The following is a 16,065-nucleotide window of genomic DNA, read 5'->3' as shown; positions in this document are numbered from 1 at the left end:
CAATTAGCCTTCAGCCAGTTTTTCATGCTCCGAAAATCCGCCCATGTTAATCACGCATGAATTCTCCTTCATCACCGAACTTGGCGTTACTCCGAAAGCTTTACGAAATGCATGGCTGAAATGGGTCAAATCAGAGAAACCGTGATCCAGAGCTATCTCTGAAACACTTCGTGCCCCGCCCTGAACAAGGGCGTTTCTGCAGGCGGTCAGACGTTCCTGCCATATAATAGCAGCCGGAGTTTTCTGATGGCGGGCAAAAGCACGGGTTACAGTGCGAACGGAAACATGATGCGCTTTCGCAATGCTTTCCAGACTTAGTTCGGGGTTCTTCAGATTACGACTGATATAGTTACGTACTCTCGCGTACAAATCGCGTTCAGCAGCGACTTTATCGATACTCTGAAGTTCAAGACTCAGCGTCAACAGATCCAGTATCGTCTGCGAAAAGCGCCCGGCCATTTCCGGGTTACCCGACAAAACAGAATTATTTGCGGCCAGACAGACGATTTCCCGGAGTGGGACCACACCGGGGCGGTTGTTATCAAGAATTGTGGCGGTCATTCCCCTTCCGGCCGAAATCTGCCCATTGAGAAGGTGCCGCGGGATCCGGATCAGATGATTATCGCTCCCGCCAATGCTGAACCGAAAAGTCTGAGCCGCATCATAAAGCACCAGGTCCCCTGCTGACAGAGAGGCCCTGCGGCCGCCCTGTTCGAGCTGACCATATCCCCCCTGAATATAGCCCAGCCACAGGTCATCCTCCGGCCCCGAGCGCAGATGATGTGCCTTTCTTTCCCAGTGATGCAGGGTTGAATTAAGGGTGCAAACATCTACCAGCCCTATTTCACGTACCGCAAGCTCACCATTGAATCTGCCGGCAGCCTGAGGCTTGCCCTCTGAAGGAATACAGTGACGAAGAATAACATCATGCCAGTAATCGAAGCGCTGATGGACTGCAACCTCTCCGGTTGAATACCGAATTTCTCCCTGGGGTGCGGAATAATTATTCACAGCGACACCTCATATAAATCGGCTGATAGCTAATAGTTGTTCCTGACTTTAAGCAATTTCCGTGCCATGCTTTTATCCCGCACCACATGCATATACTGACGCGGTCAGAAGTGTGCCAGCCTCCCCGGTGCACTTTTCCAGGGCACTCCCGCACCATTTCTATTCAGATTTAATCCGCGGTAACGCAATCAAAGATGTGTCCGCAACAGCCAGCTGATTGTCCTGCTCAGCCAGGTAGACAGAAAAATTCTCCTTAGTATTGGTGTTGAAAATATTCATCACTGAAAAGCATACCGGAGAGTTTTATGGAATCAGCCATCGACAAGCACCTTAAATGCCCCCGCACGCTGTCCCGCCGGGTTCATGATGACTACGAACCTCCTTTTCCGATGTTTGTCGGTCGGGCCGATAAAGAGCTGACCCAGGTCGTCATGACCTATCTGGGGGTGCAGTTTCATGAAGAGCACCGGCAGAAAGCGATATTAGCCATGCAGCACATGGTCGACAGCTTCAGTCTGGATTACGGTGCGGATCACCATGACATGACCTTTCACGTCGATAACCAGGGATTCGGGAATTTTATTGTGGTGGGCTACTGGCGGGATCCGTCAGCCTATTGCCGCTGGCTGCGCCTGCCAGAGATCGAAAACTGGTGGTCATCAGACGAACGTCTGAGTGAGGAGCTTGGCTATTTCCGGGAAATTATCGCACCACGCGCCGAGCAGTTCGAAACCCTGTACGCCTTCAAAGAGGAGCTGCCGGGCGTCGGGGCCCTCATGAACAATCTCAGCGGTGAGATTCAGGAACACGGCTATTGGGGGTCGGTGCGTGACCGGATTCCGGCCTCACAGAATGACTGGCTGCAGCCTGACGGCGAGTTGCGCATCATGGCAGGCGATCCCGCAGCCGGAGGTCGGGTGGTCGTGCAGGGTCACGACAACATTACGCTTATCCGCTCCGGTCAGGACTGGGCAGAAGCCGATGAACAGGAGCGCCAGCTTTACTTCAATGAGATGCTGCCGCCGCTGCAGGCAGGCATGGATTTTCTGCGCGACGAGGGGCACGCACTCGGCTGCTACAGCAACCGCTTTGTGCGCAACGTCGACCGTGACGGAAACCTTCTGGATATTGCCTATGATATTGGCTTCTGGCGCTCTCTGGACCGGCTTGAGCGCTGGGCCGAATCCCACCCCACCCATCTGCGTATCTTCACCACCTTCTTCCGTGTCGTGACCGGCCTGCAGAAGCTGCGGCTTTACCATGAGGTTTCCGTTTCAGACGCCCGTTTTCAGACTTTTGAATACATCAACTGCCATCCTGGAACCGGAATGATGCGTGACGCGAAGCGCTGAGAAAAAAGGATTATCAACGTCAACACTTTGGGGGGTTTTATGCACGCATTACGTTTCAGCGCGCCTGCTCTCATGCTCGCGTCTCTGTCGGCTTTCGCGGTGGAAGTGGCGCCCGGTGATTACAGCCAGTTTTCTGACGGCACAACCGTAGGACTGCTTTACTACCAGCACGCCTCAACCGGCTCGGCCCATTCGCGCGGTAGCAAAGTCAGCTCTGATTACAACCTGACCTCCGATATCGGCATGCTGCGTCTGCTGCACACCGTGCAGATTACCGAATCGGCAACGCTGGACCCGCAGTTCCTTTTGCCGTTTGGGCGGATTTCAGGCGGCGGGGAGGCTGCTTCGCTTGGCTCAGCCAGTGGCATAGGTGATCTCATACTGACCGTTCCACTGAAAGTCAGGCTCAGCGACGGCGGCGACATCTTTGGTTTTGCACCTTATCTGTACGTGCCTTCTGGCAGTTACGACCATAACGATCCCCTGAATCTGGGCGAAAACCGCTGGAAAGTGGATCTGCAGGCCGCATGGGTGAAGTTCTTTACAGAACGCTGGGCGCTGGACGTGGTGGGCGATGGCATCTGGTACGGGAATAACAGTGACTATGGCCCCGGTTCATCACGACTCGAACAGGATAACGCCTGGGCCGCACAGATAATGGGACGGTACATGTCCGATCAGACGCTCTCCTTTGGACTGGGATTAGGTCAGACCTGGGGGGGCGAAACCACTATCGATGGTGTGAATCAGGATAACCCGACTCAGACCACGAATATTCGCCTGACTACCACGAAATTCGTCACCCCGCGCGATCAGTTCCAGATCCAGCTGGGGCGGGATCTGCGCGTGGAGAATGGTGCGGAAGAAAATTTCCGAGTGAACCTGCGCTACGCCCGCGTTTTCTGATGCTGTCCTTCCTGACCACCTGGCTGTCCTTCTCAGCCAGGTAGCGGGGGGCCGCCCGCGTTATGTTCAGAGCAGGAAATCAGTCTTAGATATTTATATGAGGAACAGAAAAATGGCCATTGAACGCCCGGATTCCACCCAGCTACAGCAACTCGCCCGCCAGCTTCATCTGACTCTGTCAGAGAGTGAAGCCGCTGAATATCTTTCCCTGATGCAGCCTAACCTTGATGCCTATGACCTGATAGAGGGTTTAACGGATGAAATTCCGCCGGTTGAGTACCCGCGCGAAAAAGGGCACCGTCCGGCAGGAGCTGAAAATCAATTTAACGCCTGGTATTACAAGAGTGAGGTAACGGGGGCGCCCGATGGCAGGCTGAAAGGAAAAACCGTGGCGCTGAAGGACAACATCGCGCTGGCCGGCGTGCCCATGATGAACGGGGCTGCCTCGCTGGAGGGGCATGTGCCCGCCTTCGATGCGACAGTGGTAACCCGCCTGCTGGACGCCGGCGCAACCATACTGGGTAAGGCTACCTGTGAACATTTCTGCCTTTCCGGCGGCAGTCATACCTCCGATCCGGCGCCTGTCCATAACCCCTGGCGTCAGGGACACAGTGCCGGGGGCTCTTCTTCGGGCAGCGCCGCGCTGGTTGCCGCGGGTGAGGTTGATATGGCTGTGGGCTGCGACCAGGGCGGTTCTATCCGTATTCCCTCCGCATTCTGCGGCACCTACGGAATGAAACCCACCCACGGGCTGGTGCCTTACACCGGTATTATGCCCATTGAGGCCACTATCGACCATGCCGGACCCATTACCGCCAGCGTGCGTGACAACGCTCTGATGCTGGAAGTCATGGCTGGCCCTGACGGTCTGGACCCGCGGCAGTACAGCCCGCGCAGCGGACACTATACCGCCGCGCTGGAGAAAGGAGTCAGTGGACTGAAAATAGGGATTGTGACGGAGGGGTTTGGGTTACCTAACCTTCAGCCGGCGGTCGCGGAGAAAGTCCGGGCCGCGATAGATCGCCTGAAAAGCCTCGGCGCCCAGGCAGGCGAGGTCTCGGTGCCGGGGCATACGCTTGCCGCCGCGCTGTGGTCACCCATCGGCTGCGAGGGCCTGACGATGCAGATGATGCACGGCAACGGCATGGGGTTTAACTGGGAGGGCCTCTATGATGTTGCCTTGCTCGATAAACATGCCGGATGGCGTACGAACGCAGACTCGCTCTCCCCCTCACTCAAAATCTGTATGCTCATCGGCCAGTACGGTCTGACGCGCTACAACGGCCGTTATTATGCCAAAGCCCAGAATCTGGCACGCCGTGCACGCGCAGATTATGACCGAGCCCTGAGTGACTTCGACCTTCTGGTCATGCCTACCGTGCCGGTTACGGCTCCGCCCCTGCCATCATCTGACTGTTCGGTAACGGAATATATCTCCAGGGCGTTTGAGATGATTGGCAATACTGCGGCCCTTGACGTGACCGGTCATCCGGCCATGTCTGTTCCCTGCGGGCTGGCAGGGGGACTGCCTGTTGGCATGATGCTGGTAGGCCGTCACTATGCTGAAAGCACGATTTATCAGGCTGCCGCCGCGTTTGAGGCTAGCGGCGACTGGAAGAAGATGTAATAACCGGGCCGCAATGTCCGACACCGTTTACCAACACCCGGAGAAGAACGATGGCACATGACCATGAGCACGACCACACCGAGCCCCCGGCAGAGATTGCGCTGCGGGTGAAGGCGCTGGAGTCACTACTGACGGAAAAAGGACTGGTTGATCCTGTTGCGCTGGATGAACTCGTCGATACCTACGAACACCGCATCGGGCCGCGAAACGGCGCCCGCGTGGTGGCAAAGGCCTGGAACGATCCCGATTACAAGGCCCGTCTGCTTGAACACGGCACCCCGGCCATTGCCGAGCTGGGTTTTTCCGGCGTACAGGGGGAGGACATGATGGTGGTTGAGAACACGTCAGACGTTCATAACGTGACTGTCTGTACGCTGTGTTCCTGCTACCCCTGGCCGACGCTGGGCCTGCCGCCGGCGTGGTACAAGTCCGCGCCTTACCGCTCGCGTATCGTTATTGAGCCGCGAAATGTTCTGGCTGAGTTTGGCCTGAACATCAGCGAGGAAAAGGAAATAAGGGTATGGGACAGCAGCGCCGAACTGCGCTATCTCGTGCTGCCAGAGAGACCAACCGGCACCGCGGGCTGGAGTGAAGAGCAGCTCGCTAAGCTGGTGACGCGCGATGCCATGATAGGCACCGGTGTTGCCCTGCAACCCGATGCTCTGAAAGACATTACGGAGGATATGCGATGAACGGAATACATGACCTGGGCGGCATGCACGGCATGGGTGCCGTCATTACTGAAGAAAATGAACCGCCTTTTCATCACGAATGGGAGAGACGCACCTTTTCATTATTTGCCTCCCTGTTTGTCGGTGGCCACTTTAACGTAGATATGTTCCGGCATGCCATCGAGCGCATGAACCCGGCGCACTACCTTGAAGAAAGCTATTACGAACACTGGATGCACGCTTTCGAAACGTTGCTGCTTGAAAAGGGGGTGATAACCCCGGAAGAGCTGGCCGGCATCCAGCAGCCGGGAGAAGCTTCTGCTGACATCCCTGTATTACGCCAGGAAATGGTGCAGGCCGTCATCATGACAGGATCATCAGCCCGGGTTGAGACAGATATTCCCGCGAGCTTCAGGGCGGGCGACCGCGTAAGGGCAAAAAACATCAATCCAGCCGGCCATACCCGCCTGCCGCGCTATGTACGCGGAAAAACCGGCACGATTGTCGTTGACCACGGCGTATTTATTACTCCGGACACGGTGGCACACTGCCTCGGCGATCATCCGCAGCACGTCTACAGCGTCAGCTTCGACGCAACAGAGTTGTGGGGCAAAAACGCGCCGGCAAAGGACACGGTGCGCATTGACCTGTGGGACGATTATCTGGAGGCGTTATGAGTACGTTTAAACCGGCAATGATGAGTGAACCGGAATCAGACATGGCCCCGTTTGAGCACCCGTGGCAGGCGCAGGTCTTTTCCCTGGTCGTCTGCATGCATAAGGCAGGGCTGTTCAGCTGGAAAGCATGGGTAGACATTTTCAGCGCGGAAATCAGAGCGCATCCGCCGCAGGCGCATGAAAGTGTCAATGATGCCTATTACCGCCAGTGGGTGGCCGCAACGGAAAAGATGCTGATGTCCCTGCAGATGACCGGTGAGGCAGAAATAAGCTGCCGGGCAGATGAATGGCGTCAGGCATATCTTAACACTCCCCATGGCATGCCGGTGACGCTTACCAGGGCAAGCTGTCCGCCTGAGCATATTCACCACCACCCGGTGCAACGTGTCCCCGTGGCAATAAGCCCGGGAACTGTACGAACTGATTCCTGAAGATTTTGCATCCAGATGAGGACAAATTATGGAACACATTGTTGAGAATATTCATTCAGAGCACGCACCTATTCCGCTCAGCGCAATACTGCCCTGGACCGCATTTATCACGCTGATGGTGCTCTTGTCGGTCTATTTTATCGGTGCTGAGCAGGGGGCAACCGCTGTCTTCTCCGGCAATCAGATCCATGAGTATTTCCATGACGCCCGGCATCTGCTGGGATTTCCCTGCCACTGAGGACTGACGCATGACCGGAAAGCTGTTGTTGAACGGAATGTTCGCCGGAATGCTGGCGGGTATCGTTGCCTTTGGTTTTGCCCATTTTCTGGGTGAGCCGCAGGTTGACAAAGCCATAGCCTTTGAAGAAACGCTCAGCGTAAAGCATGCCAGCAGTGAAAGTGAACATAATCATGATGACGAAGGCGAGGTTTTCACCCGCGGTACACAGTCCGGAGCGGGCCTGCTGAGCGGGATGATATTGTTCAGCGCCGCAATGGGTGGAGCACTGGCGCTGGCATGGTCGCTATGCTGGCAGCGTACCGGCCCATCAAGCGCAAGAGCGCTTGCGCTGATACTGTCACTGGGGGGATTTCTGTTTATGAGCCTGATGCCGGGGCTGAAATATCCGCCCAATCCGCCGGCGGTGGGTGATGCAGCTACGATTGGTTACAGGACGATGCTTTACTTCATCATGCTGCTGGTTTCAGCCGCGATTGTTGTTACGGCAGCCTGGGGTGCGCACCAGCTCCGGAAACATATGGGCAACTGGAATGCAGCGCTCTGGGGTATCCTGGCTGGCCTCACGATGCTAATTGTGGCCTGTCTGCTGATGCCGGCGGTGAATGAAATACCCGAAGGCTTCTCTGCAGACGTTCTCTGGCGCTTCCGGTTAAGTGCTTTCGGCACGCAACTGGCCATGTGGTGTACAACCGGACTTCTGTTTGGCTGGCTGACAGAAAAGAGCCTGAACAAAGTCAGGCTTCGTTTTGCGTCTGCAGGCGACTGAAGCGTGAGCGCGGTGATGCATCTTATCTGCCAGGGAGAAACCCTGGCAAACCACCACACGCGTTTTCCGGCGAATGACGAGCTCAGTGAGAAAGCAATTGCAGCCCTGAGCAAGATGAAGGTAGATATCAGAACCGGGAGTAAAATATGGCTAGCTCCGGAGGTTGCAGTCCTACAGACTGCAGCCGCATTGAGGCTGAGGGGCGAGGTTGTTACTCAGCTGGCTGAGCCTGACTATGGTCAATGGGCGGGCCTGCCCATAAAACAGGTTATGAAGGATAACAGTGAAGCATTTCATCGCTGGCTGTCGTGTGACGCACCACCGGGTGGCGAGAGTATCGCTGCGATTATATCCCGTACAAATGAATGGCTTTCACGAAATTCGGGTGTGCAGGGGGCTCACTGCGCGATTACATCGGCAGCGGTTATTCGCGCAATCATAACGGGTCTGCTGGATGCGCCATTGAGTGCATTCCAGCGGATCGATATTGCGCCAATGAGCAGAACAATTATCACAAGTACCGGAAGCCGCTGGAATATCTGCACATTAGGTGAAAAGTTATAGTTTCTACATAATGTTAGGAAGCGTCACATATAGGTAGTGTTATCGCTCATTCAGAGGTGTATCAGCTCAGATTTCAACTAACAGTCCGCATTGAGCGAAGTGTGTGTGAAAAACTGATTTGGTAACTTAAACTTCCTAAACTAGGGCTGAAAGGTGTCCGCTTCTCGCTCTTAGTGGACAGTGCCCGGCCAGTTGGCCGCTATGTGCTGTGAGTTCAATGGCTCGATGCAACGCTATCCTTAATCAAGGGGGGACGTTGCCATGAAACGAAGAACTCGGATTAACTACACGCCAGAGCAGAAGGCGATTATCTGTGACAGATATAAGCAAGGTGATTCCCTGCATGATATCGCCAGAATGTTAGAAAGATTTCATTCTTCCATCATGCCCACAATCCACCAGACAGGTGGCTACCGTCCTCCCGTTCAAAAGCGGCATCGATTAGCGCTTACGCTTGATGAAAGAGAGGAGATCTCCAGAGGACTGGTAGCAAAACTCAGTATCAGGGACATTGCTGCCAACTTATCAAGAGCACCCTCAACGATTAGCCGCGAGGTCAGGAGGCACGGAGGTGCCAAGCAATACCGTGCAGAAAAAGCAGATACTGCTGCGTGGGAAAATGCTCTGAGACCAAAAGCCTGCAAGCTAACTGAAAGCCCCACATTGTGTAAAATCATTGCAGCGAAGATGCATCAGGACTGGTCGCCGGAACAGATCGCCGGCTGGCTGAAACGCTGTTATCCGGATAATCAGGAAATGCATATGTCACTCGAAACGATTTATAACACGCCTTTTATACAAACCCGGGGGGGCATTAAAAAAAGAGCTGCAGCAATGCCTCAGAAGCGGAAGAGCAGTTCGTGGATCCCGAACGTCATCACTTGAAGGGAAAGGATTAGGGAAAATCCCGAATACGATACCTATCAGCGAAAGGCCACCGGAAGTCTCAGACAGAGCCATCCCTGGTCACTGGGAAGGTGATCTGATCCAGGGCGCGAAAAAAATCCTGTATCGTCACCCTCGTAGAACGCCATTCCCGCTTTGTTATGTTAGCCAAAATCAGGGACAACAAGACCATAACGGTTATATCTGCACTCATCAGACAAGCACGGGAATTACCTGCTGAGCTATATAAAACATTAACCTGGGATCGGGGAGCTGAAATGACCAGCCACACCCGGTTTACTGTAGCAACAGACATCCAGATTTACTTCTGTGATCCTCAATCTCCCTGGCCACGTGGCTCAAATGAAAATACGAACAGGTTGCTAATACGATATTTTCAAAGGGAACTGACTTATCGGTTCACAGTCAGCAGAGACTAAACAGCGTTGCCAGACAGCTCAACGAAAGACCGAGAAAAACGCCAGACTATGAATCACCCGCAGAACGGTTCAATAAGTGTGTTGCATCCATTAGTTGAACTCACAGCCAGAAGCGGACGTTGAATCTTTGCACGCTGCGATACTTTTTGATAATTTTGCAAACGCATTAAAAGACAATTATCAGAGTGGCCTCTTAAGTGTTCTTATGCAGATTGCGGTAGCCTCCTGGCGTTCTTCCGGTATGACGTTTGAATGCCAGAGAAAAAGAGGGAACAGATTTATATCCGGTTAATCTGGCTATCTCACTAATACTTAAGTGATGTTTCTTGAGTTCAGCGCATGCCAGCTCCATTCGCCATGACGTCAGATAATTCCCGGGCGTTGAACCGGTAAGCTGGTGAAACCGACTAGCGAACGCACTGCGGGACATGGCTGATTTAGCAGACAGACTAGCCAGCGTCCAGTCTGCAGATGGAGAAGAATGTATCAATGACAATGCGGGTCCTATTTTCCTGTCACCGAGCGCTTTCAACCAGGATTTACCTTTCTGATTACCCTCTAAGTATTCCCTCAGCATCTGCACCAGAACAAGTATTGCCATGCTACTGGCCACAATGTCGTGTCCGGGACGAAGCGCTGATGTTTCATGCGAAAGCAAAGTGATAAGGGCGGTGAGTGCAGGAGAAGAACTTTCCTCTCGTCGTGAAACCAGAACCTGAGGCAGATGTTTTAAAAGCAGCGGGCTGGAAGCCTCCTCAAATACGAATCTCCCCCCAATCCCCTCACTGATAAGTTCACCCCGGCCGTAGCGGACCACGCCATCCGCTTCACGGTGAGCAGAGAATATCTGCCGTCCGTCACTCACCATCAATGCCGGATTTGAACCACAGCAGTAAGCGTCACCCGAAGTCAGAAGATAGAAGTCCCCTTTTTCAAGCAGCCGAGGCTGCATTCCGTCCATCCAGAGCCAGAAGTTCCCCTCAAGCACAGTGCCGAACTTAATGTGTTTATAAGAGGGAAACCGCATTGCCCAGGGGCCACGTGCCTCCATACGGGCCGTAAGAATGGCCTCTACCTTCAGGAGTGAAAGAATATCAGACAGCGGATCCATAACATCCTGGACGAATGAATAATAAAAAAGGGATTTCTATAATAAAAGAAAGCGTTTATCTGCGTCATTATCATTTAGAGCTTTACGGAGAAAACCAAATGAAATACGCAGAACTGGGTAAAACAGGGGTTTATGTTTCACGCATTTGTCTCGGGACGATGACATTTGGCGGGGCGGATAATGCCGCCGGTAATGCCATCGGCCGTCTGACGGGCAAAGAGGCGGACATTATCGTTGGTGAAGCGCTGGACGCCGGCATCAATTTTATTGATACCGCCGATGTCTACGGTTCGGGGGGCTCTGAAAGCGTGCTGGGCGAAGTGCTGGCGCAGCGCCGCGGTCAGGTTTTCCTTGCAACAAAAGCGCACAGCAGAATGAATGCTGGCCCAAATGATGCAGGCCAGTCGCGCTATCACTTGATGCAGGCGCTTGAAGCCAGCCTGCGGCGGCTTAAAACCGATCACCTTGACTTGTATCAGGTCCACAACTTTGATGCTGCAACGCCGCCTGAAGAGGTTTTACGAACGCTGGATGATATGGTGCGACAGGGTAAGGTCAGGTATATCGGCTGTTCGAATTATGCGGGCTGGCAGCTTGCCAAAGCTCTGGGTGTCTCGACTGAACATAAGCTTGAGAAATTTGTCAGCGTACAGTCTTTTTATTCGCTGGCCTGCCGCGACATTGAGCATGAACTCCTGCCGGCAATCAAGGACAGCCACAGCGGACTTCTGTGCTGGAGTCCACTGGCAGGCGGGCTGCTTTCAGGCAAGTTTGATCGCAGCGGCAATCATGACGCTTCGGGCAGGCGCGCGAAGATCGAATTTCCACCCGTCGACAAGAACCAGGCATGGGATATCGTGGATGTGCTCAGAGTAGTTTCTGAAAAACACAACACCACACCAGCCTGCATCGCGCTCGCCTGGCTGCTTTCGTCACCGCAGGTGACCAGCGTTATAGCGGGCGTGCGTAATGTGGAGCAACTCAGGGGGAACCTCTGCGCAATGTCTATTGAACTCAGTGAAGAAGAGAAAGGGATGCTGGACGAGGTAAGTTATCCGGGGATTCGTTATCCGGGCTGGATACAGTCATATAATGCCGAGAGTCGTTACCCTGCGGGCTTTACCGATACCGGACCCAGCTGGGTACTGGGCGAGTCACCCGTCTGAAATCACGTATATACGGGATAACGACAACATCATTGCAGCACTGGAAGCCGGTGTTAAACCTTGGTCCTGCCCGTGGCAGCGTGTCTCTGGCATGTCTGGTCTGCCTTCCAATTACGCCACCGGCGTAGCCTATAGTGGCATGAATATCATGTTGCTGTGGAGTAGTGCATCAAAACAAGGGTTTAGCGATTCACGCTGGTTGACCTACAAACAGGCACAGGCTGCAGGTGGAGGTACAACATGAAAGCTATATTGCTTCCTGGCTGAAAGCGCTGAAAAACGACAAGCGCTATATTTTCAAAGCGGCCAGCGCAGCCTCTAAAGCGCATCGTTATCTGATGGATAAACTCTGAGGCCTTAGCCAGACAACCGCAAGGGAATGCCGTTAAATGGTTTTTAACCGGCAACGCTGCAAGGCGCAGACTGAGGCGGAACGCAGCACCGCGAGTACCAAACAGTCTGCGCCTTGCAGTGGGATAAAAAATCGTCCGGCCAGGCGAGTATCGCCGCCAGGCCGGTGAGGCCATCACGATGGCCTGAGTAAAAGCTTACGTATAGCTGTCTAGTGACAGGTGTTTCAGTTCATCAAGGGTATAAATGCGAAAAATCCGACGGTGGCGTTCTTCCAGCGGGACCTGACGATGGTTGATGATGACATGTCTGATGTTGTCAAACAGCAGCTCAAGTGCCCGTTTTTTCTGTGGGTCAGGAATGACATAAAAAACGTAAATCCACTGCTTGCGGGTACGGGCCAGCAGGTGGCTTGCCATGATCGACTGATAACGGGCCCGGGTTTTCAGGCGGCGCTCGGTTTCAATGGCAATAACGTTACCGTCAGGCAGGGTCAGTAACCCGTCCGGGCGATGTTTTACCTGATACTGGCTGAGAAAGCTGGCTCGGTCGCCGTTAATCCATCCCGAAGCGCCTTTCTTCTCCAGAATAAGCCTGGCGGCCTGATTATCAAGATGGTGCTCCAGCGTCCAGCCGGTGATTTTTGATGGTTCAAACCGCGCAGGAAAGATTTTATCATCCGGGGTTAACACTACCGCCAGCCCGTCGCTGGTGATCCCCCATAATGAAATCTTCATTGTCCGTGATTCAAGCATATGCTTCTGGATTAACCCCATTCGCTCCGTTTTTGCCAGCAGCGAATAAAGCGATTTGTGATCCCGAAAACCAAATAACAGCATCAGCGTTTTAAAATCACTGTAGGTTTCTTCTTTCAGGAAGTTCAGCAATTGTTTTATTTTTTCGTTGTTACGCGTCTGGCGCTTGTGAAAGGACGAAATCAGCATAAGCGCTCCTTAAAAATCCAGCGGGGACAGGTCTTTTTCATCATCAGGTTTCGGCTTTACCGGTTTTACTTCGCTTTCGTCGAAGAAAAGAGCCGGGTGTGTTGTCATCACATCCGGCATGGCTGGTTTATCATCCTCGCCAAAATCCAGCATGATCTTCACGGGGGCTACCGCTGCGGCAATATCAGAAGAAACCGAAAAGATTTTTAGCTGACGCTTTCTGACCTTTATCGGCGAGATCAGTGAAGCAAAAGGTAGTGTTTTTGTCGTAAATATAAAACTGACAAAATCGGGCAGGTTCAGGATCATATTGCTGTCAATAAAGAAACGTTCGGCCTGGCGGATGGTGCGCTCACTGTCGATGGTTTCCGTCAGCATATTATCCGTCTTAGCCTTGCGGAGTTCGTCATCCACCAGAATCGTGCCTGACATTCTTGCCACCCATTCCGCCGTATTCGGGTCCATAACCCGGTAAACCAGTTTGAATTTGGCATTTTCAACGACCGCACCGATAACGGCGTCACCTTTCAAATCTGCCGGGCAGTCTTTTAAATCAGCAATGGACTGGTGGTCCATAATAATATGCACGCCTTTATCCCGCGCAGCGCCTAAACCTTCCAGCGCTGGCCTGGATAAATGGTATTTAAGTTCGGAAAGATAAACAGCAATGGGGCGCGGTACGTCTGTTACACGGTCGCGCCTTTCTGCTAACTGGTACAGGCGAACCAATAACATGCGCTGGGCGGTAATAATTTTGCTGTTTCGCATGGAGCCGATAACATAACAACAGCCGCCTTCATCAAACATTTTTTTAAGTGAAAAGCCTTCCGGTGAATTAATGGCATTTAATAATGCCAGTTCTTCAATCTTACCGAAAAACGCTTTGATTTTTTCGGCAATGCTCTGAACGTAGTCACCGTTATAAATATCCCGGAGAGTTGCCGATGGGTTATCACTGACAAATTGCGCGGCCATACGGGCGGCTTTTCGGTCATCTATACGATAGAAGTCCGATTCCTGTCCTTTTTCCGCCAGACTGAACCCTGCAACAAACAGTTCTTCCAGTTCATCTGGCGTAATATCTTCAATCAGGTTTAACTGGTATTGCTGTTTCCGCAGGTCAATTAAGGCAAAGTTTTTTCCTGCATCCTCGCAGGCTTTGCGGTAAAGGTGGGGTGCCCATTCATCATCCTTGGGGTCCATAACAAACACACCTTCACCGGCCAGAATACTTTGGTAAAGCAATATGCCGGTGGCAACCCCTTTACCGGCCCCGGTGGTGCCGATAATATCCGAGTGTTGTTTCTGCCAGTCCTTTAACGGGAGATAGATCGGTTCATTCTCCCTGTCCATGCCAGTAAAGATGCCTTTATTCAGGTCGATATAATCCAGCGGGCTATAATGCAGTGTTTCCGGCAGCAGGGATTTTACGGTGCGGACATCGGTGCGTAATTCTCTCTCAAGGGTGGTTTTTTTAACAAGGTGTTTCTTTATTCTGTCCAGTTTCGGCGTGAGTACCCGGCGAAGCAGAATATGAAAAATAATCCCGGTTACAGTGAAAGCAATCCGTACTGACCACGCCAGTACCGTATTATCACTGGAGAGTCTGATTTTATAAAGCCACTGAAAAAAGCCGATAACGACCGGGGCCAGTGTGCCAGAGATGAAACACACCATGGAAAAAGCCATAATCAGCTTTTTCCAGAGCGGCGCTTTCTGCCGTTCATCGCTTTTCATTGATGCAAAAAACGGCATCGTCAGCCCCGCTAATAATGCCAGCATCAGTTGCTGCTGTTGCACAAAAGCGAGCAGCGCCAGCATCCCGTTCACTATCGGCGACAGTGAAGCGGCAAGTTTATTTAAAATCATCGTGCTTCCTTCGTCAGCGATTCGCCCCATGACATCGCCCCGTCTTTTCGCTCCACGGTGTCGGGCGAAAAGGCGGGGCGAGCGTATGGGGTAAAGAAGGTGGCCGCTGTGCGGCCATGTGCCGGAAAGCATGCTTCCCGGTACGAAACGGCGTGCTCCAGTACATGCGGGCTGGACGCCCTTATTGCCTGCCGCATGGGGGTAATGTCGTGCCTGAACGCCGCGCCAAAACCCCCAGGGTCAAAGGCGGCACACCGTCGCACGCTACGCGCGACCATCCCTTTAAGACGGTCGCTTTCGCCTTTTTCTTCCCTTTGCTCGTTCCTCGCAGCGGGAATAAAAGGGAAGCTGACCTTTAAAGGGATGGTCGCGCCACGCTACCGGCTATTGGCCGGAGACTTAGCCGCGACGGTGTGCGGGGCTATGCCCCCCAAATAAAGCGCTGTCGTGGGCGACAGCTTTTCGCTCGCTGGGGCGGCGAAATTTATTCGGCTCCCCCCGGCCGGCAAAATCCGCGTGGGCGCGGCTGTTTGCCGGTGAGGCGCGGTGCCTGAACTATTTTCGCTCCTTAACCCGCGAAAATAATTCTGTCCGCTGCCTCATTTTTACGGCCCGCATTTCTTCACTCCTTAATTCGCGAAAAATGTGCTGGGACGTAAAAACCTGAAAACCATCACGCCTTAAGCAGGAGTCGGCTGAAATATTTTGGCGCTATAGGGGACCTGCGAATAAAATTAATTCAGGGATTAATAGTGGCTCTCGTGGATTTACCTGATGATGTCGGAATAACACTGACGACTTTCTTTAATGCTGGTTTCATCAAGCGTAAATCCTCGCCGGTTAGCTTCTTCTGTCAGCGTTATTCTGTCGGTAACGTTCAGTGTTTGCAGCAACTGCAATAACCGGCAGACAACCCGGTAGTGATAAATTTCATAATAAAGGCCGCATCCGTGCATCGCCTCATTTTCAATGTGCTCAATAACACAGGCTGAGCTAATGGAATCCCCACGCTGATGTGTCCAGGAATGCTGAATAAAACCCGGTTTGGTCATA

Annotated in this window: 15 protein-coding genes and 2 pseudogenes; 12 read left to right on the top strand and 5 right to left on the bottom strand. The window is 53.0% G+C overall.

Translation table 11 applies throughout. The features are described from left to right. Nucleotides 1-3 precede the first annotated feature (3 nt). Nucleotides 4-1,011: a helix-turn-helix domain-containing protein gene (locus FA92_RS10855; protein WP_033783545.1), complete on the bottom strand. Its 1,008-nt coding sequence runs from the start codon at nucleotides 1,009-1,011 to the stop codon at nucleotides 4-6. 305 nt (nucleotides 1,012-1,316) lie between these two features. On the opposite strand from FA92_RS10855, the gene FA92_RS10850 reads away from it, so the two are divergent. The 10 genes and pseudogenes from FA92_RS10850 to FA92_RS10805 all read left to right on the top strand — a co-directional run bounded on the left by FA92_RS10850 (nucleotide 1,317) and on the right by FA92_RS10805 (nucleotide 9,669). Beyond that, nucleotides 1,317-2,363, top strand: coding sequence for a phenylacetaldoxime dehydratase family protein (locus FA92_RS10850; RefSeq protein WP_033783544.1), 1,047 nt, complete (start codon nucleotides 1,317-1,319; stop codon nucleotides 2,361-2,363). Nucleotides 2,364-2,402: 39 nt separating this feature from the next. After that, on the top strand, nucleotides 2,403-3,269 hold the full coding sequence (locus FA92_RS10845; RefSeq protein ID WP_033783542.1) for a transporter: 867 nt from the start codon (nucleotides 2,403-2,405) through the stop codon (nucleotides 3,267-3,269). A gap of 112 nt (nucleotides 3,270-3,381) precedes the next feature. Then, complete coding sequence (locus tag FA92_RS10840; protein ID WP_033783540.1) at nucleotides 3,382-4,896, top strand: amidase; 1,515 nt, start codon at nucleotides 3,382-3,384, stop codon at nucleotides 4,894-4,896. A gap of 50 nt (nucleotides 4,897-4,946) precedes the next feature. Next, on the top strand, nucleotides 4,947-5,588 hold the full coding sequence (gene nthA / locus FA92_RS10835; RefSeq protein WP_033783539.1) for a nitrile hydratase subunit alpha: 642 nt from the start codon (nucleotides 4,947-4,949) through the stop codon (nucleotides 5,586-5,588). Then, nucleotides 5,585-6,244: a nitrile hydratase subunit beta gene (gene nthB / locus FA92_RS10830; protein WP_033783538.1), complete on the top strand. Its 660-nt coding sequence runs from the start codon at nucleotides 5,585-5,587 to the stop codon at nucleotides 6,242-6,244. The genes nthA and nthB overlap by 4 nt, the downstream gene beginning before the upstream one ends. 41 nt (nucleotides 6,245-6,285) lie before the next feature. After that, a complete protein-coding gene (locus FA92_RS10825) occupies nucleotides 6,286-6,675 on the top strand; it encodes a nitrile hydratase accessory protein (RefSeq protein ID WP_239780523.1) in 390 nt (129 codons plus the stop codon). A gap of 28 nt (nucleotides 6,676-6,703) precedes the next feature. Continuing rightward, a complete protein-coding gene (locus tag FA92_RS10820) occupies nucleotides 6,704-6,913 on the top strand; it encodes a CbtB-domain containing protein (protein ID WP_051926504.1) in 210 nt (69 codons plus the stop codon). Between the two features lie 10 nt (nucleotides 6,914-6,923). Beyond that, nucleotides 6,924-7,682, top strand: coding sequence for a CbtA family protein (locus FA92_RS10815; protein ID WP_033783536.1), 759 nt, complete (start codon nucleotides 6,924-6,926; stop codon nucleotides 7,680-7,682). Nucleotides 7,683-7,685: 3 nt separating this feature from the next. Continuing rightward, complete coding sequence (locus tag FA92_RS10810) at nucleotides 7,686-8,246, top strand: histidine phosphatase family protein (protein ID WP_051926502.1); 561 nt, start codon at nucleotides 7,686-7,688, stop codon at nucleotides 8,244-8,246. Nucleotides 8,247-8,507: 261 nt separating this feature from the next. Beyond that, nucleotides 8,508-9,669, top strand: a pseudogene (locus FA92_RS10805) (IS30 family transposase). Between the two features lie 95 nt (nucleotides 9,670-9,764). Here FA92_RS10805 and FA92_RS10800 read toward each other — a convergent pair. Continuing rightward, nucleotides 9,765-10,682 (bottom strand): AraC family transcriptional regulator, encoded by a 918-nt coding sequence (locus tag FA92_RS10800; protein WP_033783535.1) that lies wholly within the window; start codon nucleotides 10,680-10,682, stop codon nucleotides 9,765-9,767. Nucleotides 10,683-10,780: 98 nt separating this feature from the next. Between FA92_RS10800 and FA92_RS10795 the strand changes: the two genes are divergently transcribed. Next, nucleotides 10,781-11,848, top strand: coding sequence for an aldo/keto reductase (locus tag FA92_RS10795; protein ID WP_033783533.1), 1,068 nt, complete (start codon nucleotides 10,781-10,783; stop codon nucleotides 11,846-11,848). A 22-nt stretch (nucleotides 11,849-11,870) separates the two neighbouring features. Then, nucleotides 11,871-12,201, top strand: a pseudogene (locus tag FA92_RS22645) (ArdC-like ssDNA-binding domain-containing protein); the annotation flags it as partial. 195 nt (nucleotides 12,202-12,396) lie between these two features. Here FA92_RS22645 and mobC read toward each other — a convergent pair. From mobC to FA92_RS10775, 3 genes are all read right to left on the bottom strand, one after another. Further along, on the bottom strand, nucleotides 12,397-13,143 hold the full coding sequence (gene mobC / locus FA92_RS10790) for a MobC family replication-relaxation protein (protein WP_033783532.1): 747 nt from the start codon (nucleotides 13,141-13,143) through the stop codon (nucleotides 12,397-12,399). 9 nt (nucleotides 13,144-13,152) lie between these two features. Then, on the bottom strand, nucleotides 13,153-15,012 hold the full coding sequence (locus FA92_RS10785; protein ID WP_033783531.1) for a type IV secretion system DNA-binding domain-containing protein: 1,860 nt from the start codon (nucleotides 15,010-15,012) through the stop codon (nucleotides 13,153-13,155). 767 nt (nucleotides 15,013-15,779) lie between these two features. Then, complete coding sequence (locus tag FA92_RS10775; RefSeq protein WP_033783526.1) at nucleotides 15,780-16,064, bottom strand: hypothetical protein; 285 nt, start codon at nucleotides 16,062-16,064, stop codon at nucleotides 15,780-15,782. Between the last annotated feature and the right edge of the window lies 1 nt (nucleotide 16,065).

Source organism: Pantoea sp. 9140, from assembly GCF_000745295.1.
Taxonomy (GTDB): Bacteria; Pseudomonadota; Gammaproteobacteria; order Enterobacterales; family Enterobacteriaceae; genus Pantoea; species Pantoea vagans.
The sequence above is the reverse complement of the archived record's forward strand: the minus strand, read 5'-3'. Positions and strand labels throughout refer to the sequence as shown.